This is a genomic window from Ruegeria sp. (assembly GCF_040830605.1).
Lineage (GTDB): Bacteria > Pseudomonadota > Alphaproteobacteria > Rhodobacterales > Rhodobacteraceae > Ruegeria.
Window position 1 is genome coordinate 61395 of sequence record NZ_JBFOMD010000016.1, and the last position, 22929, is coordinate 84323.

A 22929-nucleotide genomic window follows, 5' to 3' on the forward strand; every position below is an offset into this window, starting at 1 on the left:
CGATGGCATCAGACACTGCGGCACGATTGCTAGGGGCTTTGCCCCCGATTCCGGCGGATATGCCGGTGCTGATCGCGGGGCCGACGGCATCGGGAAAATCGGCGCTGGGGCTGGCCATTGCCGAGCGTCATGGCGGCGTGATCGTCAACGCCGATGCCAGCCAGGTCTATGATTGCTGGCGGGTGATCACCGCCCGTCCCTCGGCGCAGGAAGAAGCGCAGGCGCCGCATCAGCTTTACGGTCACGTGCCCTATGACGCCCCCTATTCCGCCGGACACTGGCTGCGCGAGGTGGTGCCGCTGCTGACCGGGCCGCAGCGCCCGATCATCACCGGCGGCACCGGGCTCTATTTCAAGGCGCTGACCGAAGGAATGGCTGAGATCCCCGCCACCCCGCCCGAGGTTCGGGCCGAGGCCGATGCGATGACGCATGAGGCACTGCTGGCCGGGCTCGATGCTGCATCCGCCAGCGGGCTTGATCAACAGAACCGCGCCCGCGTGCAGCGTGCGTGGGAGGTGCAGCGTGCCACCGGGCGCCCCCTGAGCCAGTGGCAGGCCGAAACGCCGCCACCGGCCCTGCCGCTGAGCGATGCGGCACCGCTGGTGTTTGACGTGGACAAGGACTGGCTGCTCGACCGCATCACACGGCGCTTCGATCAGATGCTTCAACAGGGCGCGTTGGACGAAGTTGCGGCCATGCGCGACCGCTACGATCCCGCCCTGCCCTCATGCAAGGCCATCGGGGTGCCCGAGTTGATGGCCCATCTGGACGGCACGCTGACACTCGATCAGGCGCGTGAGCGGGCGGGCATTTCCACCCGCCAATTCGCCAAGCGTCAGCGCACCTGGTTCCGGGCCCGGATGCAGGGCTGGCACCCGGTTAAAATGCCACTCTGAGACTTCGTTTTCCCGGGTCGCTTGGGCGCGGAAAGTGATTCCCATCCGCCGCAATACCCGTAAACTGCGGTTTTACTCGCTATTACCCTGCTTTTTCGTGGATTTTTGTCCCGATGCTCCAGGAAACCACATCCGGCCCGAGTCGTTTAATAGCGCTCAAGATGTCGTTTTTGTCTCATTGATGACGAAACCGAACATTGACGTGGCCCGCGATCTGGTGCCGAATACCGACTATGGGGATGCGTACGTTCCAAATGCAGGTCATCGACGATCGAACCGATTCGACGGATCGGTGAGCGATCCTGAAAACCTCCTCCAACAAAATTTACGTCACAGGGAGACTTACATGACAAATCAAACCATGACTGGAAATCCGGTCCACTGGGCAGCCGAGATGCACGCCCAGGAATATCGGGACGGCAAGCTGAGCCGCCGCGAATTCCTGACCCGTGCCACCGGCCTGGGTGTGACGGCAGCGGCCGCCTACGGGATGATCGGCCTGCCCACACCCGCCATGGCTCAGAGCGATGCGGCCAAGCAGGAGGGCGGCACCCTACGCGTGCAGGCGGCTGTCCGTGCACTGAAGGATCCGCGCACGTATGACTGGTCGGAGATGGGCAACCAGAGCCGCGGCACGCTGGAATACCTGGTCGAGTACAACTCGGACGGCACCTTCCGCGGCATGCTGCTGGAAGGCTGGGAAATCAACGAAGACGCCACCCAGTACACGCTGAACGTCCGTCAGGGCGTCAAGTGGAACAACGGCGACGACTTCACCGCCGATGATGTGGCCCGCAACATCGCCCGCTGGTGCGACAAGAGCTCGGAAACCAACTCGATGGCGGGACGGTTCGCCACGCTGGTGGATGAAGGCACCGGACAGGCCATCGACGGCGCTATCGAAGTGGCCGACGCCAACACCGTCAAGCTGAACCTGCCGAAATCGGATATCTCGCTGATCGCGGGCATGTCGGATTATCCGGCGGCGATTGTGCACAGCTCGTTCAACGAGAACGATCTGACCAACAATGTCGGAACCGGCCCCTATCTGATCGAAGAGCTGGAAGTGGGCGTGAAATGCACGCTGGTGCGCAACGAGAACCATAGCTGGTGGGGCGAAGCCGCGTTCGGGCGTCCCGCACTCGACCGGATCGAATATATCGACTACGGCACCGACCCGTCGGCTTGGCTGGCCGCCATCGAGTCGGACGAGGTCGACATGCTGCACGAATCGGTGGGCGAGTTCATCGACGTGCTGGACGGTCTGGGCTATGTGAAGTCCGAAGTGGTCACCATGGGTTCGATCGTGATCCGTCCGAACCAGCTGGCCGAAGTGGACGGCAAGCAGCCCTATGCCGACAAGCGCGTGCGTCAGGCCCTGCAGATGGCCGTGGACAACGCGATCTGCCTTGAGTTGGGCTACGGCGGGCGCGGTGCGGCCGCAGAGAACCACCATGTGGGTCCGATCCATCCGGAATATGCCGAACTGCCGCCGCAAAAGCATGACCCGGCGGGCGCCCTGGCTCTGATGGAAGAGGCCGGCATGGCCGATTACGAGCATGAGTTGCTCTCGATCGACGACGACTGGCGCCGCAACACCACCGATGCGGTGGCCGCGCAGTTGCGCGACGCGGGCATCAAGGTCAAGCGGACGGTGCTGCCGGGCAACACCTTCTGGAACGACTGGGCGAAATACCCCTACAGCTCGACCAACTGGAACCACCGTCCGCTGGGCGTGCAGATCTGGGCACTGGCCTACAAATCGGGTGAAGCCTGGAACGAGTTTGGCTGGGCCAATGCCGACTTCGACGCGATCCTCGACGAGGCGCTTGCCATCGCCGATGCTGAAAAGCGCAGCGAAGTTGCCGCAAAAGGCATGGCGCTGATCCAGGAGGAAGGCGTGACCGTTCAGCCCTATTGGCGGTCGCTCTATCGCCACATGAAGGAAGGCCTGGTCGGCACCGACATGCACATCTCGTTCGAGCACCATCACTACAAGTGGGGCTGGGCAGCCTGACCCACCGCTGATGTAAAAAACCGGGGGCGCCTATAACGGGCGCCCCTCTCCAGCCGCAGACGTCCCGGCGCCACGCCGGATGTTCGAGGCCAGACAATGGTCCAGTGATCTGCGGGATACCTGAAAAACAGGGGCCATCATGGGACTATTTCTCCTCCGGCGGGTCGGTGTGATGCTGTTGACGGCATTGTGTCTGACCTTTGTGGTCTTCTTCCTGACCAACCTCTATCCGAACCTCGAAAAACTGGCCAAGACCCAGGGCAACCAGCGGATGAGCGACGCACAGGTCGCTGCTTGGCTGGACAACCGGGGCTATGAACAGCCCATCGTCAAACAATATGGCCAGTGGCTGGGGATCGTGCCCGGTTTCACCAACACGCTGGATGACGGCCAGTTCGTCGGCACTTGCGTCCGGCCCGGCTCAACCCCCGAGGACACGCCGACATTCTGCGGCCTGTTACAGGGCGAATGGGGTTATTCCACCGTTTTCAAGGACGATGTCGGAGGCATCGTGTGGAAACGTCTGGGCAATACCGGATACCTGATGTTCTGGGTTCTGGTGCTGATGGTCCCGATGGCGCTGATCGTTGGTGTGCTGGCGGGCATGAAGGAAGGCTCGGCATTGGACCGGTCGCTGTCGACCTTCTCGATCATCACCACCGCAACGCCGGAATACGTGTCGGGCGTGATCTTCATCGCGGTCTTCACCTCGTCCACGGTGGGCCTGAAATGGTTCAAGGGCACCGCGACGCAGGCGATGGACAACCCGACCTTCGAGAACTTCTTCCTGCCGGTGCTGACCATCGCGCTGTACGGCATGGGCTACATCGCCCGGATGACCCGCGCCTCGATGACCGAGGTGATGACGGCGCAGTATATCCGCACGGCACGGCTGAAAGGCGTCAGTTTCCCCAACGTCGTGATGAAACACGCGCTGCGCAACGCGCTGATCGCGCCTTTCACCGTCATCATGCTGCAGTTCCCATGGCTGCTGAACGGCGTGGTGATCGTCGAGACGCTCTTCAACTACAAGGGCTTCGGCTGGGCGCTGGTTCAGGCCGCCGGCAACAACGACATCCAGCTGTTGCTGGCCATTTCGGTGGTGTCGGTCTTTGTGGTGCTGGTGACACAGCTGATATCGGATATCGGCTATGTCTACCTCAACCCGCGCATCCGTATTTCGTAAGGGAGGATAGATCATGGAACCTCTTAGCTGGACCGGCTCTATCGCCTTTCTGAACCCCCTGCTGATGATCGCGATCGCGGCGCTGGTGCTGTCGATACTGATCTGGATCGTGGGCAGCATTCTACTGCCCGAGGAACAGGTGAGCGTGAATGCCGATGGCACGGTTGCGGCCAGCGGCGGTATTCGCGGATTGACCCAACAGGCCTTGCGCTTTAGCTTCCTGGCCTGCGTCGGTTTGGCGCTGGCCTATCTGGTGCTGGGTATCCTGATGGGAACCAGCGCAGGCATTATCGGGGCGATGTCGCAGCAATTCCTGCCCGTCTGGGTCGCGCTGGTCATCGTGTTTGCCATGTCCATCGCCTTCAAGCGGCGGCTTGGCCTGTATGGCAAGCTCTATGACAGCCCGATCGGCATGATCGGCTTTGGCCTTGTCACGTTCTGGGTCTTTACCGGGATATTCGGAGCGCTGGACCTGATCGTCACCCATGACCCGCTGGTGCAGGTCTCGGGGATGAAGAACAAGGTGCCCGGGACACCGCTGCCGAACCTGGAAGAAGGCGAGTATGCCTGGTATCTGCTGGGTGGCGACAACCTGGCCCGCGACGTCTTTAGCCGGATGGTCAAAGGGGCCTGGATCGTGGTGCAGATCGCGCCGCTTGCGACGCTCTTTGCCTTCATGGTCGGTATCACGCTGGGCTTGCCCGCGGGGTATTACGGTGGCCGTCTGGACACGTTCCTGTCCTTCCTCGCCAACCTGATCCTGGCCTTCCCGGTCATCCTGCTGTTCTATCTGCTGGTTACGCCAGAGATCGTTGCCACGGGTGTTCCGAACTATATGGCTGCGGTGCTGTTCGTGTTCCCGATCCTCTTTATCGGCGTCTTGCTGAATTCGCGCTTTTACACGCGCCCGAATTTCCGCACGCCGCTGCTGATCGGGGTTCTGGGAGTTGCGATCTGGTTCTATCTGTCGCTGATTTCGACCGGTGGCTACGTCATCAATACCGACAGCTACCGGATCTGGGGCCTGCCGACCTATCTCGACCTTTTCGACATCCCTGGCGGTATTCTTGTGGTCTTCGTCTCGGTGGTCTTCGTGAACTCGCCCACCGTGTTCCGGATCGTCCGGGGCCTGGCGCTGGACATCAAGACCCGCGACTACGTGGCCGCCGCTCAGACCCGGGGCGAAGGCCCTTGGTACATCATGCTGTGGGAGATCCTGCCCAACGCGCGCGGGCCGCTGATCGTCGATTTCTGCCTGCGCATCGGCTATACCACCATCCTTCTGGGGACCTTGGGTTTCTTCGGGCTGGGCCTGCCGCCCGAAAGCCCGGACTGGGGCTCGACGATCAACGAGGGGCGCAAGCTCTTGTCGATCTACCTGCACCCGGCTCTGCCGCCCGCGCTGGCGCTGTTGTCACTGGTTCTGGGTCTGAACCTGCTGGCGGACGGTCTTCGTGAGGAAAGCCTGAAGGACTGATGTGATCGAGGCCGGGGGCGCTGCCCCCGGACCCCCGGAGTATTTTCGAAAAGATGAAGATGGGCCCCGCCCGCCTTTGTCTAGGAGAACTAAAAATGAGCAAACTGGCGGATTATGACGGGCCAATTCTTGAGATCGACAAGCTGTCGATTTCATTCTTCACCCGCCTGCGGGAAATTCCGGCCGTGATGGATTTTTCGGTCTCGGTAATGCCGGGTGAGGCCGTGGGCCTCGTGGGCGAATCGGGGTGCGGCAAATCCACCGTGGCGCTGGGCGTCATGCAGGATCTGGGCAAGAACGGCCGCATCGTCGGCGGCACGATCAAGTTCAAGGGCCGCGACCTGAGCGAGATGAGCACGGATGAGCTGCGCGACATTCGCGGCAATGAGATCGCTATGATCTATCAGGAGCCGATGGCCAGCCTGAACCCGGCGATGAAGATCGGCAAGCAGCTGATGGAAGTGCCGATGATCCACGAGGGCGTTTCCAAGGAAGAGGCCTATACCCGCGCGCTCGAGGTGGTGACCGATGTGCGCCTGCCCGACCCCGAGCGGATGCTGAACAGCTTTCCGCATCAGCTGTCAGGCGGCCAGCAGCAGCGGATCGTCATCGCCATGGCGCTGATGTCGAAACCGGCGCTGCTGATCCTCGATGAACCGACGACGGCGCTCGACGTGACGGTCGAGGCCGCCGTGGTGGAACTGGTCAAGGATCTGGGCAAGAAATACGGCACCTCGATGCTGTTCATCAGCCACAATCTGGGGCTGGTGCTGGAAACCTGCGACCGGCTTTGTGTGATGTATTCCGGCGAGGCGGTTGAGCGCGGCTCGATCCACGACGTGTTCGACGAGATGCAGCACCCCTATACGCAGGCGCTGTTCCGCTCGATCCCGCTGCCGGGCGCCGACAAGAACTCGCGTCCACTGGTGGCGATCCCCGGCAACTTCCCCTTGCCCCACGAACGCCCGCCGGGCTGCAATTTCGGACCACGCTGCGATTACTTCGAAGAGGGTCGTTGCGACAAGGAGGACATCCTGATGGAGGCGGTGCCGGGCAATGACCGGCATCACACCCGCTGCCTGAAATTCAAGGAGATCGACTGGAACGCGCCGATCACCGTGGGTGAGCAGAAGGAGAAAGGCGAGGTCGGCAATGTCGTCCTGAAGATGGACAACCTCAAGAAATACTATGAGGTGGCGGCCAATGCGCTGTTCGGTGGCGGCGAGACCAAGGTGGTCAAGGCCAACGAAACCCTCAGCTTCGAGGCGCGCGAATCCGAGACGCTGGCGATTGTGGGCGAGTCGGGTTGCGGCAAATCCACCTTCGCGAAGGTGCTGATGGGGCTTGAGACGGCGACCGAAGGGCAGATCCTGCTGGACAACCGCAATATCGAACAGGTGCCCATCGAGGAGCGCGATGCCAAGACCGTGGGCGAAGTGCAGATGGTGTTCCAGAACCCGTTCGACACGCTGAACCCGTCGATGACCGTGGGGCGGCAGATCATCCGGGCGCTGGAAATCTTTGGCGTCGGCAATTCCGAGGCCGACCGGCGCCAGCGGATGCTGGAACTGCTGGATCTGGTGAAACTGCCCCGCGCCTTTGCCGAGCGGATGCCACGCCAGCTCTCGGGCGGGCAGAAGCAGCGTGTGGGCATCGCCCGCGCCTTTGCCGGTGACGCCCGGATCGTGGTGGCGGATGAGCCGGTCTCGGCTTTGGATGTGTCGGTGCAGGCGGCGGTGACCGATCTGCTGATGGAGATCCAGCGCGAGCAGAAGACGACGCTGTTGTTCATCTCTCACGACCTTTCCATCGTGCGCTATCTCAGCGACCGGGTGATGGTGATGTATCTGGGCCATGTGGTCGAGCTCGGCTCGACCGATCAGGTGTTCTCACCGCCCTACCATCCCTATACCGAGGCGCTGCTGTCGGCGGTGCCCATCGCCGATACATCGGTCGAGAAGGAACATATCGTGCTCGAAGGCGATATTCCCTCGGCGATGAACCCGCCATCGGGCTGCCCGTTCCAGACGCGCTGCCGATGGAAGTCCGAAGTGGCGGACGGGCGTTGCGAGCGCGAGGTGCCGCCGGTCAGGACGCTGGCAGAGGGACATCAGGTCAAGTGCCATCTGGCCGAGGATGTGCTGGCCCGCATGGAGCCGGTCATCAAGATCGCCGCCGAGTAACCGGAGTAGCAAGATCACGAAAGAACCCGCCTGACGGCGGGTTCTTTTGCTTGAGCGGTACATTTTTTCTCATCACGAAACTATGAACCCCTCATGTGCGGGAAATGCACTAGAGGCTGGTTTTGCACCGCCGCGCTCGCCGGCGATTGGTAAAAAAGCTTCCGGAAAGGACATTCATATGCCGCGCTTTGCCGCAAGCCTGTTTAGCATCATGACGCTGACCGCCGCGTTTGGGATGGCACCCGCTCTCCATGCGGAAGAAACCCCGTTGACCACTCAGCAGATTCAGGAGTTGTTGGTTGGACAGACGGTCGAAGGCATTCATTTCGGCACCCATACGCGCCAGTATTTCGCCCAGTCGGGTCTGACCCTGTGGATCAAGAAAGGCGACGCCGTCCCGTCCGAAGCGCGCTACAAGATCGAGGATGACCAATATTGCTCCAGCTGGACCGGGCTGTGGACGACGCCGGAATGGGGCTGTTTTTCGATTACTCACGACGCCGAGCAAGGGCTTTATTACTACATCGCCGACGGCTTCCGCGCACCGTTTGTGATCGCGGGCGGGTTCTCGCTGTCGTTCGACTGAAAAGGGCCAGCCCGGGATGCGGGCTGGCTCCAGACTGCTGGCAAACCTCTCGATTCCGATGGGATCGGGGAAAATTGTTCCGCGCTCCGGTTGAATGGGTGCGAGAAGGGCCGCGCCCGATCCTGGGTGGGCGCTTGCGAAACGCAGGAACTGAGCTGACCGCTCAAAACACAAGATCTTGTCAGAGATTTACACGACGTCGCAAATGCGCCCTCCCCGGGGGGAGGGTCGGGCGCGGCCCGGGCTGACGCCCGCGCCAAACGGATGGGAAGTGCCGTTCCGGATTGGTTTCCAGGATTTCGAGGCCGGTTTTCAGGAGCCCAGGGTTTGCCAGAGTACAGGAGCCAGCCCGGGACACGGGCTGGCTTTTCGCAACAGCGCTTCAGCCCTGCAACGCGTGATTGCCGAAATACAGGAACTCGCCGTTCATCCCCTGTATTTCGCCCGCCTCTAGGCTCAACGAGGCGCTGTCGAGCATCTTGTGGCTCGGCTGGCTTTGGACCCACTCATCCGCCGACTGCAGAGTGGTCAGCGTATAAGAAGTGGTCTCGTTCAGGTAATGGGTCGGGATGATCACCTTGGGCTGCAGCTTTGCCACGATGTCGTTGCCCATCTCATAGCTCAGGATGTGTTGCGAGCCATCAATCGGCAGGGTCAGCACGTCCACCTGACCAATGGCATCCCAGAACTCCTGCGGCGGGTTGTGGCGGTTGTCGCCCCAGATCAGGGTGCGAATGCCGCCCGTCTCGACCAGATAGACCACCATGTCCATGTGGCCCACATTGTCCGGCGGGCAGGCATTGACGCCGAACTCGGCCAGCGCGTCGGTCCAACTGTACCAGCCGGGCGCCACGCAGGCGTGCTTGTCGGCGAATCCGGTGATCTTGAGATCGGCGAACTCGAAATTCCCAACCATCCGGTCCAGTACCATGGTCGAGCTTGGCCGCTCGATAGCGTCGTGATCGAAATGGGCATGGGTCGACATGGTGATGTCCACCGGGATCTGCGGAAACTCGTTCTTGAACCACAGCCCCCACGCGCCCGAGGGATCGTCGCGCCACGGGTCGAACAGCACGGTCGCACCGCCGGGCGAGGTGATCTTGATCGCGCAATGGCCGTAAAAGTCGATGCCTACCGCCCCGGTGCTGGCCTGTCCGGTCGAGCCCTGCAGATCGATCACATGGTTGTTGTTGCCCGGCTGTTTCCAGGCCTGCGACTGCGCCTGCACCGGTTCGGCCCCGACCAGCGCAGCCCCTGCCCCGACCCCGGCGGCGCCTGCCGCCATGAAGAAGGACCGGCGCGACAGCCCCGGTGCCAGATCATCCTGCCCGCCCTTGAGCAGTATGGGTTTGAGATCCTTTCGATCCATTGTTCTTGCCTCCCTGTTCGTGTGAGTGAGCAGCCCCAAAGGGCCGTCTCAAACAGGCTAGCAAGGGCGAAACCCCATGCTCAGACCGGAAAAATTGGGGGGAAATAGGGGGGCGATCCCCATATTCGACGTTCACGAAATCGCGAGCAGATGGCTGCGTAGGTTCTGCCCGCGCCCGCCCAGACCCAGCTTGCGCCGGATATTGTTGCGATGGAAGTCAATGGTCGAGGTTTCGCGTGACAGTGCCCGCGCGATGTCCTTGGTGGTCTTGCCGGACATCACCATCTGAGCAATCTCGATCTCGGTCGGCGTCATGACCGAGAACGCATCCGACAACTTGTCGGACATGGTCGACGTGATCTCGCGCAGGTTCCGCTGTGCCAAGTCCAGATAGGTGCGCTGCGGCTCGGCCTGCCCAAGATGATCGCCCAGCTTGTCGAGATAGGGCAGCACCATGCCCCGCACCTGCGCCAGAACCTCGGCATCGCGATGCTTGCGGTCATCCTCGACACTGCTCAACAGCACCCGCAGGGCAGTGTTGGCCTCGCGCAATTCCCGCGTGCGCCCGTCCACGCGGGCCTCAAGATGCGCCAGCGTCTCGTTCAGCTTCCGCTCCAGTTCGCGGCGCAGGTAAACCTCTTGCAGCAAAGCCAAATCCGCCTCGACCAGCCGGGCGAACTGCGCCAGCCCCTCGCGGAACAGCAATGCCCGCCGGTTGCGCTGGCGGTCCAGCACGCAGATGGTGCCAAAGATCGAACCATCGGGCCATTTCAGCGGAAGACCGATGTAGAAGGACATGCCATGCTCCATGTCCTCATTGTCGCGCCAGTCCGGATCGCAGGAGGCATCCTCGACCACCAGTTCCCCATCGCGCTGAAACACGCCCTGACAATAGAGCTTGGGGTGCAGGCGGAACGCCATCCCTTGCGGGTAGGGATTATCCGGGTGGTCCGAGGTGACGAGTACCGCATGATCCGGTGCCTCGGTCTTCATGATCAGGCTGGCCGGGACGTCGGCAAGCTGTCCAACCAGATCCACCAGCCGCTGCCAATTGGCGAGCGTTACGCTTGGAATGTCGGGCCTGTCGGAAGTCATCATGTGCACTCACCTGCGGCTTTGGAGCAGGTAAAAGTGTAGAAGCCCACCGAACCACCGATCAAGCACAGCCCACGCCGCTGCGCAGCGTCGTATCAGCTGCCCCAGATCTTCTTGACGTAATTCTTGGTCTCGGCATAGGGCGGCACGCCGCCATATTTCTGCACCGCTTCGGGGCCAGCATTATAAGCCGCCAGCGCCAGACGCCAGGATTTGAACTTGCGGTACTGGCGCGCCAGATAGCGCGCCCCGCCATCGAGGTTCTGATACGGGTCCTTCGGGTTCACACCCAACGCGCGCGCCGTTCCCGGCATCAACTGCGCCAGCCCCAGTGCCCCCTTGTGCGACTTGGCGTGCGGGTTCCAGCCCGATTCCTGCTGCACCAGACGCAAAAACAGCTCTTCGGGCACATTGTGGCGCCGCGCCGCATCGCGTGCCATCTGCAGGTACTGGCCGCGATACTTACCCGCATAGCGCTTGTCGAACGTGCCATTGGCCGAGGGCGGCCTGAGCCGTTTGGAATCCCGATACTGGCTGGCGCCACGGGTATCGAGGAACTTGGCCTGATTGCGGAAGATGTCGCGACGGTTCTTGGTTCCGAACATGTCGGCATATGCCGGCGCTGCCGTCAGGATCAAAGAAACAACTGTAAACCCGCTAAAAAACCTGCGCATTCTTATAACCTGGCCGTTGAACCTCCGGCGGGAGTATAGGGTTTTTCGCCCAGATGGGAAGCATCGCGGGTCCGGCAGGTCAAATCTGTGACAGTCTGTGTCGTCGTGAACGATGTTTTAACCATGGCGCAGCCTAAATCGGGCCGGTACTGTCACGTGGACGGATCGTTCAGATTCGGGACATCGAGACAATAATTACGGGGAACTTCATGGCTGGCTCAGTCAACAAAGTCATTCTGGTCGGAAATCTGGGCCGCGATCCCGAGGTGCGGTCGTTCCAGAACGGCGGCAAGGTGTGCAACCTGCGCATCGCCACATCCGAGACCTGGAAAGACCGCAATACCGGCGAACGCCGCGAACGGACCGAGTGGCACTCGGTCGCCATCTTCTCGGAACCGCTGGCGCGGATCGCCGAGCAATATCTGCGCAAGGGGTCGAAGGTCTATCTCGAAGGCCAGCTGGAAACCCGCAAGTGGCAGGATCAGTCCGGCCAGGACCGCTATTCGACCGAGGTGGTGCTGCGCCCCTATCGCGGTGAGCTGACGCTGCTCGACAGCCGTGGCGAAGGCGGCGGTGGCGGATATGGCGGTGGCCAGGGTGGCAGCTACGGTGGCGGCTATGACAGCGGCCCGCAAGGCGATCCCTATGGCGCGCCGTCCGGTTCTCCGGCTCCGGCCTCGGGCGGGATCGACGACGACGAGATCCCGTTCTGATCTGACCGGAGGGATATCATGACATGGTCCTTCACACTCGGCCGCCTGTTAGGGTCGGAACTGAGGGTCCATGTCACCTTTTTCCTGCTGCTCGCCTGGGTCGGTTTTGCGGCCTATTCCGACGGCGGACTGGCTGCGGCCATTGAGAACGTCGTTTTTGTTCTGGCACTGTTTGCCTGCGTCGTTGCGCATGAGTTCGGCCATGCCCTGATGGCGCGGCGTTATGGCATCCTGACCCCCGACATCACCCTGTTGCCCATCGGCGGGCTGGCCCGGCTGGAGCGGATGCCCGAGAAGCCGCTGCAAGAGGTGATGGTGGCGTTGGCCGGTCCGGCGGTGAATGTGGTGATCTGGGCCGTCTTAATGATCATCGGCGCCGGAATGCCGCTTGAGGCTTTGGCGCGGATCGATTCCACCGATCTCGACTTTCTCAGCCGTTTGGCGCTGGTCAACCTGTTCCTGGCGGTGTTCAACATGATCCCGGCCTTTCCGATGGATGGCGGTCGGGTGTTCCGCGCCCTGCTCTGCCTGACCATGGATCGGGTGACCGCCACCCGCACCGCCGCCTTCGCCGGGCAGTTCGTGGCGTTTCTGCTGGGCTTTGCGGGCCTGAGTTCGGGCAATCCGGTGCTGGTGCTGATCGCGCTCTTCGTGTTCATCGCCGCCAATGCGGAAAGTCAGGATGTCGCCATGCGCGCCGTCGCCCGCCGCCTGCTGGCCCGCGACGCGATGATCACCAGTTTCGAGGCGCTGTCGCCGCAGGACAGTCTGAACACGGCTGCACAAGCGGTCATCCACACCACGCAGCACGAATTTCCGGTCCTTGACGGCACGGGCGCGCTGCTGGGTTTTGTCACCCGCGCGCGGCTGTTTGCTGCGCTGGCCGGGGATCATCCACTCTCGGACCCCGCTACATCGATCATGGACGAAGACATCCCGCAGGTACGGCTGACCACCGGTCTGGAAACCGTGTTGGACGCGCTGCACAAAGGCGCGCCTGCGGTGGCCGTCTGTGCCGAAAGCGGGCAGATGCTGGGCTATATCACCCGAGAGAATGTCGGTGAGTTGATGGTGATCCGGGGCCGATGAGCACGGCGCGTTGAAACAGACGTCAGCAAAGTCAACAAGTTGCCAGCGCATCCTCAAGCACGGACAGCACGGCCTCGCGCGGCACGTCCGAGGTCACGAAAGCCTGCCCGATCCCACGCGCGAGGATGAAGCGGAGCTGGCCATCCACCACCTTCTTGTCCTGCGCCATCAGATCGACCAGCGCTTCGGCGCCCGGCAGATCGCCCGGAATATCGGCCAGATCGGTTTTCATCCCCATCGCCTTGAGATGCGCGCGCACCCGGCTCGGGTCCTCCTGCGAACATAGGCCCAGACGCGCCGACAGCTCAAAGGCCAGCGCGCAGCCAATGGCCACACCTTCGCCATGCAACAGCCGGTCGGAATAGCCCGTTGCGGCCTCCAGCGCGTGGCAGAAGGTGTGCCCCAGGTTCAAAAGCGCCCGGTCCCCCTGCTCGGTCTCGTCCCGCGCCACGATATCGGCCTTCATCTGCACCGAGCGGGTCACCGCCTGGACCCGTGCTTCCATATCCCCGGCAGCCAGCGACGGACCCTGCCCTTCGAGCCAGTCAAAGAACCCAGCATCGCCCAGCAGCCCGTATTTCACCACCTCGCCGTAACCGGCCAGAAAATCCCGCGCGGTCAGTGTGCCCAGAACCGCCGTATCCGCCAGCACCAGCGACGGCTGATGAAACGCACCGATCAGGTTCTTGCCCTGCGGCGCATTGATGCCGGTCTTGCCGCCCACCGAACTGTCCACCTGCGCCAGCAGCGAGGTCGGGATCTGCACGAACCGCACCCCGCGCCGCAGCACGGCGGCCGCAAACCCGGCCAGATCGCCGATCACGCCGCCGCCAAAGGCCACGACCACATCGCGCCGCTCGACCTTTTCGGCGAGCAGCCACTCAACCGCCCGCTCGAATTGCGGCCAGCCTTTGGTGGCTTCGCCCGCAGGCAGTGCCAGCGACACCATCTCAAGGCCCGCGCGGCCCAGACCCTCGCGCAATGCATCCAGATGCAGGCCTGCCACCGTCTCATCGGTCAGCACCGCCACCCGTGGGCGTTTGAGCAGCGGCGCAATCCGTGTGCCCGCCTCCGCCAGCAGATCGGGGCCAATTTCAACATCGTAAGAACGCGCGCCCAGTTCGACATGTACGGTCTGATGCATCTATTTCCGTTCCAGCACATCCGGACGGGTCAGCAGCGCGGCTACCACCCGGTCCACCATCGTTTCGATCGAGGTCTCGCCATCGGACTCGGCGATCAGATCGGCCTCGGCATAGACCGGCACTCGCGCCTCATACAGCGCGCGCAACGTCGCATGCGGGTTCGCGGTTCGCAGCAGCGGCCGCGTGTCCTTGTGCCGGACCCGGTTCCACAGCACCTCGAGATCGGCACGCAGCCACAGCGAGGCGCCTTGCTGCGAAATCATCCGGCGATTTTCGGGCGACAGAAACGCGCCGCCACCGGTCGAGAGTATGCCACGCTCCTCGCTCAAAAGCCGCCCGATCACCTGGCTTTCCTTCTGGCGAAAAAACGGCTCTCCATCGCGTTCGAAGATCTCGGGGATGGTCATGTTGGCCGCCGATTCGATCTCGGCATCGCTATCGAGAAACGGCACCCCCAGCCGCGCCGCCAGCGCCCGACCCACGGCGGTCTTGCCTGCGCCCATCATGCCCACCATGACCACCGTTTTATGCAGCACATGGTCCTGCGCCGTGGCTGTGACGGGTGCGTTATGCTTAATTTCGCTCATTTCACCGTGAATGACGTGATCTTGGGAAAATTGCCAGTTATAACTTGGCCAAAAGAGTAAAATGGGGCAGCGTAAAATGATGGGCCGTCTGATCAAATTCCTGATTTACGTCTTATGTCTGTGTTTCATAGGGCTGGTTGGCTACGCCTATGTCGGGCCGTTTTTCGGGGCGGATTTTTCGGCGCCCAAGAATGAAGTCCGCCAACCGGTGACGTTGGATGTGGACTAGAACGGCGCTGATCGCGCTGAGTTTGACCACCCCTGCCCTGGCGCAAGACCCTCTCTCTGCCATTGACTGGCTGACCGAGCCTCCCGAAAACCTGCCCGGCACGGTTCTGCTCGAACCGCCGGTGACCGGGACCGGTTTGCGCCCTGAGATCGAAGTGACACCGCTGGAGGAGCTCAAGCCTCCCTTGGGACTGGTTTCCACCAGCGTGACCGGCCTGCCTGTCGATCTGTGGCGCGGCAGCGATCCGGCGCGGATTTCCGAGTTGATCGCAGATGTGCCGGTGCGCGAAAACCCGGCGATGCAGCGGCTGCTCTTCACACTGCTTCTGTCGGAATCCCGCTCCCCAACCGGCCCCCGCGCGGATGAGGCGCTGCTGCTGGCCCGGCTCGACCGGCTGATGCAGCTGGGCGCCACCGACCCGGCGCAGGCGCTGGTACAACTGGCGGGCCCCACCGACAGCACCGACCGCTTCCGCCGCTGGTTCGATGCCACCCTGCTGACCGGGGACGAGGACCGGAGCTGTTCGGCACTGACTGCCGAACCACACCTCTCCCGGGACTACTCCGCACAGATTTTCTGCAAAGCAAGGCGCGGCGACTGGGAATCGGCGGCCCTGACGCTCGAAGCCGCCCACGCGCTGGAGCTGCTGCCGCGCGACCGGCTGGCACTGCTCGATCGCTTCCTCAGCCCCGACCTGTTCGAGGACGCGCCACCCCTGCCGCAGCCAGCCCATCCTGACCCGCTGACCTTCCGCCTGTTCGAAACCATTGGTGAGCGCCTGCCAACCGCCTCGCTGCCGCGCGCCTTTGCCACCGCCGATCTGCGCGATGTGGCCGGGTGGAAGGCGCAGCTTGAGGCCGCCGAACGTCTGACCCGCATCGGGGCGCTGACGCCGAACCATCTGCTGGGCCTTTATACCGAACGCCAACCCGCCGCGTCGGGGGGCATCTGGGACCGGGTCGCCGCCATGCAACGGTTCGAAACGGCACTGTCCACCGGCAATCCGGCGGCCATTTCCAAGGCACTGCCTGCGGTCTGGGCCGCGATGCAAAATGCAGGCCTCGAAGTCCCATTTGCCGAATTGTTCGCCGACAAGCTCGCCGGACAAGACCTGCCCGACCCGGCGGCAGCGGACCTGCTGTGGCGCATCCGCCTGCTTTCAAGCTACTACGAGGATGCCGCGCAGACACCGCCGAACGGCTCCGGCGAGGCCGGATATCTGGCAGCACTGGCGCAGGGTGAGCCTGCCCGCACCCCTGCCCCGTCGCATATGGCCGAGGCGATCTCGGACGGGTTCGCCGAGACCCCACCGATGCCCGAGGACGTGCGGACCCTGCTGGCCGACGGGCGTCTGGGTGAGGCCATTCTGGAATCCATGCAGCTTTTTGCCAGCGGCGCGCGCGGCAATCACAGCGATCTCACCGGCGCGCTGGCGGTATTCCGGCAGATCGGGCTTGAGGACACAGCCCGCCGTGCCGCATTGCAACTGATGATCCTCGATAAGGCCTGAGCTATGGGTGGCCCCGGCACACAGGAACAGTGGATTTCGACCTTTCTCGAGGCGCAGGCGGCCGAACTGGGTGCGGCCAACAACACGCTTCTGGCGTATGGCCGCGACCTCAAGGATTTCGCGGGCTGGCTGACGCGCAAGGGCTCGGGCTTTGCCGAGGCCGACCGCGATCTGGTCGAGGCCTATCTGATCGACTGCGATGCGCAGGGGCTGGCCCGCTCGACCCGCGCCCGCAGGCTGTCGGCGATCAAGCAGATCTACCGTTTCGCCTTCGAGGAGGGCTGGCGCGAGTCCAACCCGGCGATCCAGATCAAGGGGCCGGGACGTGACAAGCGGCTGCCCAAGACGCTGGATGTCATCGAAGTGGACCGCCTGCTGGAGGCCGCCCGCGTCACCGGCCGCTCGCAGGCGGACCGCTTGCGCAACACCTGCCTGATGGAATTGCTCTATGCCACCGGCATGCGGGTGAGCGAACTGGTCTCGCTGCCGGTGTCTGCCGCGCGGGGTGATCCGCGCATGCTGCTGATCCTCGGCAAGGGCGACAAGGAACGGATGGTGCCGCTGTCACCGCCTGCGCGCGAAGCGCTGGCGGTCTGGCTGACCACCCGCGACGAGGCCGAAGACCAGGCCACGGCCAAAGGCGCGCAGCCCTCGAAATTCCTGTTCCCTTCGCGCGGCAAGTCGGGACACCTGACCCGTCATCGCTTTTATCTCCTGATCAAGGAACTGGCTGTTCAGGGTGGCGTATCGCCCGACAAGGTGACGCCTCACACGCTGCGCCACGCGTTTGCCACCCACCTGCTGGCCAATGGCGCCGATCTGCGCTCGATCCAGACGCTCTTGGGCCATGCGGATGTGGCCACGACCGAGATTTACACCCATGTGCTGGACGAACGGCTGGCCGAACTGGTGCTGGAACACCATCCGCTGGCCAAGGACAAAGACTGAATCCGGGGCTAACCCCTTGATCGGGCACAGCCGCGCCCCCATAACGGAGGCAACACCAAGGATAATCAAGGACCGATGGACCCGACCTCTTCCGTAATCGACAGTGCCTTCTGGATCACAGCGGGCGCGATCTTGTTTCTGCTTGTTCTTTCGGGATTCTTCTCGGGTTCGGAAACCGCGCTGACCGCCTCGTCCCGAGGCAAGCTCAGGGCGCAGGCCGACAAGGGGTCGCGCGGCGCGCAGAAGGCGCTGGACATCACCGACGACAATGAACGGCTGATCGGCTCGGTCCTGCTGGGCAACAATCTGGTCAACATCCTCGCCGCCTCGCTGGCCACGGCGCTCTTCACCCGGCTTTTCGGCGAAAGCGGCGTGGCGCTGGCGACGCTGGTGATGACCCTGCTGGTGCTGATCTTTGCCGAGGTCCTGCCCAAAACCTACGCCATCACCAACGCCGAAAAGGCCGCCGCCGCCGTGGCCCCGGTCATCGGCGTGATCGTCACCCTGTTCTCTCCAATCGTCGCCGCCGTCCGCCTGCTGGTACGCGGCGTTCTGAGCCTGTTCGGCGTGCGCATCGACCCGGACAGCCACATTCTGGCCGTGCGCGAAGAGATTGCGGGCGCCATCCAGCTTGGCCATTCCGAAGGCGTGGTCGAGAAAGAAGACCGCGACCGCATCCTCGGCGCGCTGGATTTGGGGGACCGGACGGTGGATGAAATCATGCTGCACCGTTCGAAGATCGAGATGATCGACGCCAATGAGGACCCCGAGGCGATCCTGCAGCAATGCCTGCAAAGCTCTCACACCCGCCTGCCGGTCTTTCGCGACGAGCAGGAGAACATCATCGGCGTCGTCCATGCCAAGGATCTGTTCCGCTCCATGTATGCCGAGGTCGGCGGCGCCGAGGGCGATGCCGACAGGCTGAAACAGTTCGACGTGGCCAAGGTCGCGAACCCTCCATACTTCGTGCCCGACACCACCACGCTGGACGACCAGATGCGGGAGTTCCTGCGCATGCGCGGCCATTTCGCGCTGGTGGTCGACGAATACGGCTCGCTGCAGGGGCTGATCACGCTCGAGGACATTCTGGAAGAGATCGTGGGCGAGATCGCCGATGAGTTCGACCTGCCCGATGAGGTGCCCGTGACCCGCACCGAGGACGGTCAGTTCCTGGTCGAGGGCGCAATGACGATCCGCGACCTCAACCGCACCATGGATTGGACCCTGCCGGATGAAGAGGCGAATACAGTGGCCGGACTGGTGATCCACGAGGCGCAAATGATCCCGACCGTTGGTCAGGTTTTTGCTTTCCATGGCTTCCGGTTCGAGGTCACCGCGCGCGAAGGCAACCGGGTCACGGCACTGAAGATCCGACCGCTGTGACTCCGGGATCTGCCGGGTCTGACAGGGCATAGCCTCCGAATGCTCGGTTTCCCGTGGCAATCGTCAAAACCTCGTCATGACGGAAAACCGCACGCGTTCGGGCGGATCCGGATCATCAATGATTCCTATGTCTTTTTTCATGTGCGCAGACCAATGCTGTAACCGGAGACGCCCGTAGGCTCGCTTGTCGACCTTGCCCCGTCTTCGGCGGATTCGATTGAAGATCAACGCAATTTTCTGTAAAATCTGGACCATCCTGACCGTGCTCCTTGACTGGATCTGCAATCAAGTCTGGCGTTCCGGGGTCATGAATTCCAATTGAACTCCATGCACAGGCATAAAGAGAGCTTATCAATGTCGCGATCCCCTCTTCCACCTCTGGCCTCTGTGAGAGTCTTTGAAGAGGCGGCGCGCTGCAAAAACTTCACTCTGGCCGCGTCGAAACTCGGGATGACGCAGGCCGCCGTCAGCTATCAGATCAAAGTGCTGGAAGAACGCGTCGGCGCACCGCTCTTCCTGAGGCAGGCACGCGGGGTCGAACTGTCTCCTGTCGGATCGAAATTCGCGGCTCGCGCATCAGAGGCGCTTGACGTGCTAAGCGACGCGTTTTCCGAAGCAAAGGGACTTTCGCAGGAGACCCTCGCGGTCAGTGTGATCCCGACCTTCGGAACCAATTTCCTGGCCCAGCGGCTTGGTACGTTTCAGTTGCAGAACCCCAAGATCGCCGTTCGTGTCGAACTCAGCGAACACTTGTCCGACCTTGCCTCGGATGGGTTTGACGTCGCCGTTCGCGGCGGCCACGGACCCTGGCCGGGACTGATCAGCCACCTTTTGATGCCGGTTCGGTTCACGCCCATGCTCAGCCCAGAACTTTTGAACAGTATCGGTGGGGTACGAGAGCCTGCGGACCTTCTGAAGCTGCCTATCCTGTCGGATGCGGACCCTTGGTGGAAACTCTGGTTTACAGCTGCCGGGCTGGATGACGGCGACTTCCCCAACAGGCCCCGGCAACAGGTCGGCCCACAGGTTCTTGAAGCCAACGCCGCAATGGCCGGACAGGGCGTTGCGATGCTGACGCCCGCTTTCTTCCAAAACGAACTCAGCCGTGGCCAGCTCGTTCAACCCTTCGACCTCGTCTGCGATGATGGCAGCGGTTACTGGCTTGTCTTTCCCGAAAGCCACCGAAACTCATTGAAAATAAAACGGTTCAGGACGTGGATCGAAGGCGAAGTGGCCGCGCTCGATGCATGAGTGATCCACCTGTCTTGGACCGAGGGCAGAGGACGCAACCAATGCGACCACTCACTCCCCCAGCAGCACAAAACGACATATTCTGTCGTAAACCATCTTGCAGACACCCATGCGCCGCGCAAACTTCCCGGCATGGCATACAAGGAGTGATCTGTTGAAAACCACCACGCGTGTGGCCGTCATTGGCGGCGGTGTTGTCGGCTGTTCCGTGCTTTATCATCTGACCAAGCTCGGCTGGTCCGATGTGATGCTGCTGGAACGCTCAGAACTGACGTCCGGGTCCACTTGGCACGCGGCGGGCGGGTTTCACACGCTCAACGGCGACACCAACATGGCGGCGCTGCAGGGGTATACGATCCGGCTCTACAAGGAATTGGAAGAGTTGACCGGCATGTCCTGCGGTTTGCACCATGTGGGCGGCGTCACGCTGGCCGACAATCAGGACCGGTTCGACATGCTGCTGGCCGAACGCGTAAAGCACCGATTCATGGGGCTGGAAACCGAGATCGTCGGCCCCGATGAGATCAAGAAGATCGCCCCGATCACCAATATCGACGGCATCATCGGCGCGCTTTATGACCCGCTCGACGGCCATCTCGACCCATCCGGCACCACCCATGCCTATGCCAAGGCCGCGCGCATGGGCGGTGCGACCATCGAGACCCATTGCATGGTGCGTGAGACCAACCAGCGTGCGGACGGCAGCTGGGACGTGGTCACCGACAAGGGCACCATCCATGCCGAGCATGTGGTCAACGCGGGCGGCCTCTGGGCGCGAGAGGTCGGCGCCATGGCAGGCATCTACTTCCCGCTGCACCCGATGGAGCATCAGTATCTGGTCACCGACAACATCCCCCAGATCGAGGCGATCATCGACGCGGGCGGCGAGCATCCGCATGTGATGGACCCGGCAGGTGAAAGCTATCTGCGGCAAGAGGGGCGCGGGCTGTGCATCGGCTTCTATGAGCAGCCCTGCAAACCATGGGCCGTGGACGGCACGCCCTGGGAGTTCGGGCACGAGTTGCTGCCGGACGACTATGACAAGATCACCGACTCGATCGAGTTCGCCTATCGCCGCTTTCCGGTGCTGGCCGAGGCCGGGGTGAAATCGGTGATCCACGGGCCCTTCACCTTCGCGCCGGACGGCAACCCTCTGGTCGGCCCGGTCCCCGGCGTGCGCAACTACTGGTCGGCCTGCGGAGTCATGGCCGGGTTCTCTCAGGGCGGCGGCGTCGGTCTGACGCTGGCCCAGTGGATGATTGAGGGCGAGCCCGAGCGCGATGTGATGGCCATGGACGTGGCCCGTTTTGGCGACTGGATCAGCCCCGGTTACACGCGGCCCAAGGTGATCGAGAACTACCAGAAACGTTTCAGCGTCGCCTACCCGAACGAGGAACTGCCCGCCGCCCGTCCCAACCGCACCACGCCCATGTATGACGTCTTCTCCGACATGGGAGCAGTCTGGGGCCAGCAATACGGGCTGGAGGTGGTGAATTACTTCGCTCAAGAGGGCGAGCCGGGATATGAAACCCCATCCTTCCGCCGCTCCGACGCGTTCGAGGCAACGGGCCGCGAAGTGCGTGGCGTGCGCGAGGGCGTGGGCATCAACGAGGTCCACAATTTCGGAAAATACCTGATCAAAGGTGCAGGCGCACGGGCGTGGCTGGACCGGATCATGGCGGGCCGCATTCCGCAGCCGGGGCGTCTGAGCCTGACCCCGATGCTGTCGCCCAAAGGCAAGCTGATCGGCGACTTCACCGTCTCCTGCCTGAGCGAGGATGAGTTCCAGCTCACCGCCTCCTACGGCAGTCAGGCCTTCCACATGCGCTGGTTCCTGCAACATGCAGAGAGCGGCGTAAGCATTGAAAATATCAGCGACAAACGGAACGGCTTCCAGATCGCAGGTCCCAAGGCGCGCGAAGTGCTTGCCGCCTGCACCCGAACTGACATCAGCGACATGCGCTTCATGGATGTGCGCCGGATGACCATCGGCATGACCGATTGCATCGTGCAGCGCGTCAGCTATACCGGCGATCTGGGGTATGAAATCTATTGCGACCCGATGGCCCAGCGGCAGCTCTGGTGGACGCTGTGGCAGGCGGGCCAGCCCCACGGCATGGTCCCCTTCGGCATGCGCGCGATGATGAGTATGCGGCTGGACAAGTTCTTTGGCTCATGGATGGCCGAATTCTCGCCGGATTACACCGCCGCCGAAACCGGGCTGGACCGGTTCATTTCCTTCAAGAAGAACGCCGATTTCATTGGCCGCGCTGCAGCGGAAGCAGAGCGCGAGGCAGGCACCGCCCGAAAGCTTGTGGCCTTTGAGGTTGATGCCGACGATGCGGATGTGAATGCCTATGAACCGATCTGGCTGGACGGCGAAGTGGTCGGGTTCTGCACTTCGGGCGGCTATTCGCATCACGCGCAGAAATCGATTGCGCAGGGGTTCCTGCCAACAGACCGCGTGGCCGATGGGCTGGGGGTCGAAATCGAAATCCTCGGCCAGATGCGCAAGGCCCGGGTGATCTCGACCCCGCTTTTCGACGTGGACGGGGCGCGGATGCGCGGGTGACAAGCCCAGCCTGCCGGGC

19 protein-coding genes are annotated in these 22929 nt (G+C 62.5%); 14 read left to right on the forward strand and 5 right to left on the reverse strand.

The window, feature by feature from the left end; all coding sequences use genetic code 11:
• The first annotated feature begins 2 nt into the window (after positions 1-2).
• From miaA to AB3N21_RS20220, 6 genes are all read left to right on the forward strand, one after another.
• Positions 3-896 carry a tRNA (adenosine(37)-N6)-dimethylallyltransferase MiaA gene (gene miaA / locus AB3N21_RS20195; protein ID WP_367936893.1) on the forward strand — a complete coding sequence of 298 codons (894 nt, stop codon included), beginning with the start codon at positions 3-5 and terminating at the stop codon, positions 894-896.
• A 346-nt stretch (positions 897-1242) separates the two neighbouring features.
• Positions 1243-2913, forward strand: coding sequence for an ABC transporter substrate-binding protein (locus AB3N21_RS20200; RefSeq protein ID WP_367936894.1), 1671 nt, complete (start codon positions 1243-1245; stop codon positions 2911-2913).
• A gap of 139 nt (positions 2914-3052) precedes the next feature.
• Positions 3053-4099, forward strand: coding sequence for an ABC transporter permease (locus AB3N21_RS20205; protein ID WP_171181103.1), 1047 nt, complete (start codon positions 3053-3055; stop codon positions 4097-4099).
• 13 nt (positions 4100-4112) lie between these two features.
• Positions 4113-5576 (forward strand): ABC transporter permease, encoded by a 1464-nt coding sequence (locus AB3N21_RS20210; protein ID WP_367936895.1) that lies wholly within the window; start codon positions 4113-4115, stop codon positions 5574-5576.
• A gap of 95 nt (positions 5577-5671) precedes the next feature.
• Positions 5672-7759: a dipeptide ABC transporter ATP-binding protein gene (locus tag AB3N21_RS20215; RefSeq protein WP_367936896.1), complete on the forward strand. Its 2088-nt coding sequence runs from the start codon at positions 5672-5674 to the stop codon at positions 7757-7759.
• An 82-nt stretch (positions 7760-7841) separates the two neighbouring features.
• The gene (locus tag AB3N21_RS20220; RefSeq protein WP_367936897.1) at positions 7842-8345 is read left to right on the forward strand and encodes a hypothetical protein; all 504 of its coding nucleotides are present in this window, start codon (positions 7842-7844) and stop codon (positions 8343-8345) included.
• A gap of 382 nt (positions 8346-8727) precedes the next feature.
• Here the strand turns inward: AB3N21_RS20220 and AB3N21_RS20225 are convergent, their stop codons facing one another.
• The 3 genes from AB3N21_RS20225 to AB3N21_RS20235 all read right to left on the reverse strand — a co-directional run bounded on the left by AB3N21_RS20225 (position 8728) and on the right by AB3N21_RS20235 (position 11483).
• Positions 8728-9714 (reverse strand): MBL fold metallo-hydrolase, encoded by a 987-nt coding sequence (locus AB3N21_RS20225; protein WP_367936898.1) that lies wholly within the window; start codon positions 9712-9714, stop codon positions 8728-8730.
• Positions 9715-9846: 132 nt separating this feature from the next.
• A complete protein-coding gene (locus AB3N21_RS20230) occupies positions 9847-10812 on the reverse strand; it encodes a LuxR C-terminal-related transcriptional regulator (protein WP_367936899.1) in 966 nt (321 codons plus the stop codon).
• A gap of 92 nt (positions 10813-10904) precedes the next feature.
• Positions 10905-11483, reverse strand: coding sequence for a lytic transglycosylase domain-containing protein (locus tag AB3N21_RS20235; RefSeq protein ID WP_171174048.1), 579 nt, complete (start codon positions 11481-11483; stop codon positions 10905-10907).
• Positions 11484-11692: 209 nt separating this feature from the next.
• Here AB3N21_RS20235 and ssb point away from each other — a divergent pair, with 209 nt between their 5' ends.
• Positions 11693-12196 carry a single-stranded DNA-binding protein gene (ssb, locus tag AB3N21_RS20240; RefSeq protein ID WP_171174049.1) on the forward strand — a complete coding sequence of 168 codons (504 nt, stop codon included), beginning with the start codon at positions 11693-11695 and terminating at the stop codon, positions 12194-12196.
• Between the two features lie 18 nt (positions 12197-12214).
• Positions 12215-13285 carry a site-2 protease family protein gene (locus AB3N21_RS20245; protein WP_367936900.1) on the forward strand — a complete coding sequence of 357 codons (1071 nt, stop codon included), beginning with the start codon at positions 12215-12217 and terminating at the stop codon, positions 13283-13285.
• A gap of 31 nt (positions 13286-13316) precedes the next feature.
• Here AB3N21_RS20245 and aroB read toward each other — a convergent pair whose 3' ends face one another.
• Positions 13317-14429: a 3-dehydroquinate synthase gene (gene aroB / locus AB3N21_RS20250; RefSeq protein ID WP_367936901.1), complete on the reverse strand. Its 1113-nt coding sequence runs from the start codon at positions 14427-14429 to the stop codon at positions 13317-13319.
• Entirely contained in the window at positions 14430-15017 is a 588-nt protein-coding gene (locus tag AB3N21_RS20255; RefSeq protein ID WP_367936902.1) for a shikimate kinase, read from the reverse strand.
• Between the two features lie 61 nt (positions 15018-15078).
• Between AB3N21_RS20255 and AB3N21_RS20260 the strand changes: the two genes are divergently transcribed.
• The 6 genes from AB3N21_RS20260 to AB3N21_RS20285 all read left to right on the forward strand — a co-directional run bounded on the left by AB3N21_RS20260 (position 15079) and on the right by AB3N21_RS20285 (position 22910).
• The gene (locus AB3N21_RS20260) at positions 15079-15246 is read left to right on the forward strand and encodes a hypothetical protein (protein ID WP_171174040.1); all 168 of its coding nucleotides are present in this window, start codon (positions 15079-15081) and stop codon (positions 15244-15246) included.
• A complete protein-coding gene (locus AB3N21_RS20265) occupies positions 15236-16756 on the forward strand; it encodes a hypothetical protein (RefSeq protein WP_367936903.1) in 1521 nt (506 codons plus the stop codon). The genes AB3N21_RS20260 and AB3N21_RS20265 overlap by 11 nt, the downstream gene beginning before the upstream one ends.
• A gap of 3 nt (positions 16757-16759) precedes the next feature.
• The gene (locus tag AB3N21_RS20270) at positions 16760-17704 is read left to right on the forward strand and encodes a tyrosine recombinase (protein WP_367936904.1); all 945 of its coding nucleotides are present in this window, start codon (positions 16760-16762) and stop codon (positions 17702-17704) included.
• A 75-nt stretch (positions 17705-17779) separates the two neighbouring features.
• Positions 17780-19087, forward strand: a complete 1308-nt coding sequence (locus tag AB3N21_RS20275; RefSeq protein ID WP_367936905.1) for an HlyC/CorC family transporter — start codon at positions 17780-17782, stop codon at positions 19085-19087.
• 354 nt (positions 19088-19441) lie between these two features.
• Entirely contained in the window at positions 19442-20338 is an 897-nt protein-coding gene (locus AB3N21_RS20280; RefSeq protein ID WP_367936956.1) for a LysR substrate-binding domain-containing protein, read from the forward strand.
• A 154-nt stretch (positions 20339-20492) separates the two neighbouring features.
• On the forward strand, positions 20493-22910 hold the full coding sequence (locus AB3N21_RS20285) for an FAD-dependent oxidoreductase (RefSeq protein WP_367936906.1): 2418 nt from the start codon (positions 20493-20495) through the stop codon (positions 22908-22910).
• The last annotated feature ends 19 nt before the right edge of the window (positions 22911-22929 follow it).

Coding starts and splice junctions, on each gene's coding strand:
- miaA (WP_367936893.1), top strand. CDS start 3: ATGGCATCAGACACTGCGGCACGATTGCTAGGGGCTTTGCCCCCGATT.
- AB3N21_RS20200 (WP_367936894.1), top strand. CDS start 1,243: ATGACAAATCAAACCATGACTGGAAATCCGGTCCACTGGGCAGCCGAG.
- AB3N21_RS20205 (WP_171181103.1), top strand. CDS start 3,053: ATGGGACTATTTCTCCTCCGGCGGGTCGGTGTGATGCTGTTGACGGCA.
- AB3N21_RS20210 (WP_367936895.1), top strand. CDS start 4,113: ATGGAACCTCTTAGCTGGACCGGCTCTATCGCCTTTCTGAACCCCCTG.
- AB3N21_RS20215 (WP_367936896.1), top strand. CDS start 5,672: ATGAGCAAACTGGCGGATTATGACGGGCCAATTCTTGAGATCGACAAG.
- AB3N21_RS20220 (WP_367936897.1), top strand. CDS start 7,842: ATGAACCCCTCATGTGCGGGAAATGCACTAGAGGCTGGTTTTGCACCG.
- AB3N21_RS20225 (WP_367936898.1), bottom strand. CDS start 9,714: ATGGATCGAAAGGATCTCAAACCCATACTGCTCAAGGGCGGGCAGGAT.
- AB3N21_RS20230 (WP_367936899.1), bottom strand. CDS start 10,812: ATGATGACTTCCGACAGGCCCGACATTCCAAGCGTAACGCTCGCCAAT.
- AB3N21_RS20235 (WP_171174048.1), bottom strand. CDS start 11,483: ATGCGCAGGTTTTTTAGCGGGTTTACAGTTGTTTCTTTGATCCTGACG.
- ssb (WP_171174049.1), top strand. CDS start 11,693: ATGGCTGGCTCAGTCAACAAAGTCATTCTGGTCGGAAATCTGGGCCGC.
- AB3N21_RS20245 (WP_367936900.1), top strand. CDS start 12,215: ATGACATGGTCCTTCACACTCGGCCGCCTGTTAGGGTCGGAACTGAGG.
- aroB (WP_367936901.1), bottom strand. CDS start 14,429: ATGCATCAGACCGTACATGTCGAACTGGGCGCGCGTTCTTACGATGTT.
- AB3N21_RS20255 (WP_367936902.1), bottom strand. CDS start 15,017: ATGAGCGAAATTAAGCATAACGCACCCGTCACAGCCACGGCGCAGGAC.
- AB3N21_RS20260 (WP_171174040.1), top strand. CDS start 15,079: ATGGGGCAGCGTAAAATGATGGGCCGTCTGATCAAATTCCTGATTTAC.
- AB3N21_RS20265 (WP_367936903.1), top strand. CDS start 15,236: ATGTGGACTAGAACGGCGCTGATCGCGCTGAGTTTGACCACCCCTGCC.
- AB3N21_RS20270 (WP_367936904.1), top strand. CDS start 16,760: ATGGGTGGCCCCGGCACACAGGAACAGTGGATTTCGACCTTTCTCGAG.
- AB3N21_RS20275 (WP_367936905.1), top strand. CDS start 17,780: ATGGACCCGACCTCTTCCGTAATCGACAGTGCCTTCTGGATCACAGCG.
- AB3N21_RS20280 (WP_367936956.1), top strand. CDS start 19,442: ATGTCGCGATCCCCTCTTCCACCTCTGGCCTCTGTGAGAGTCTTTGAA.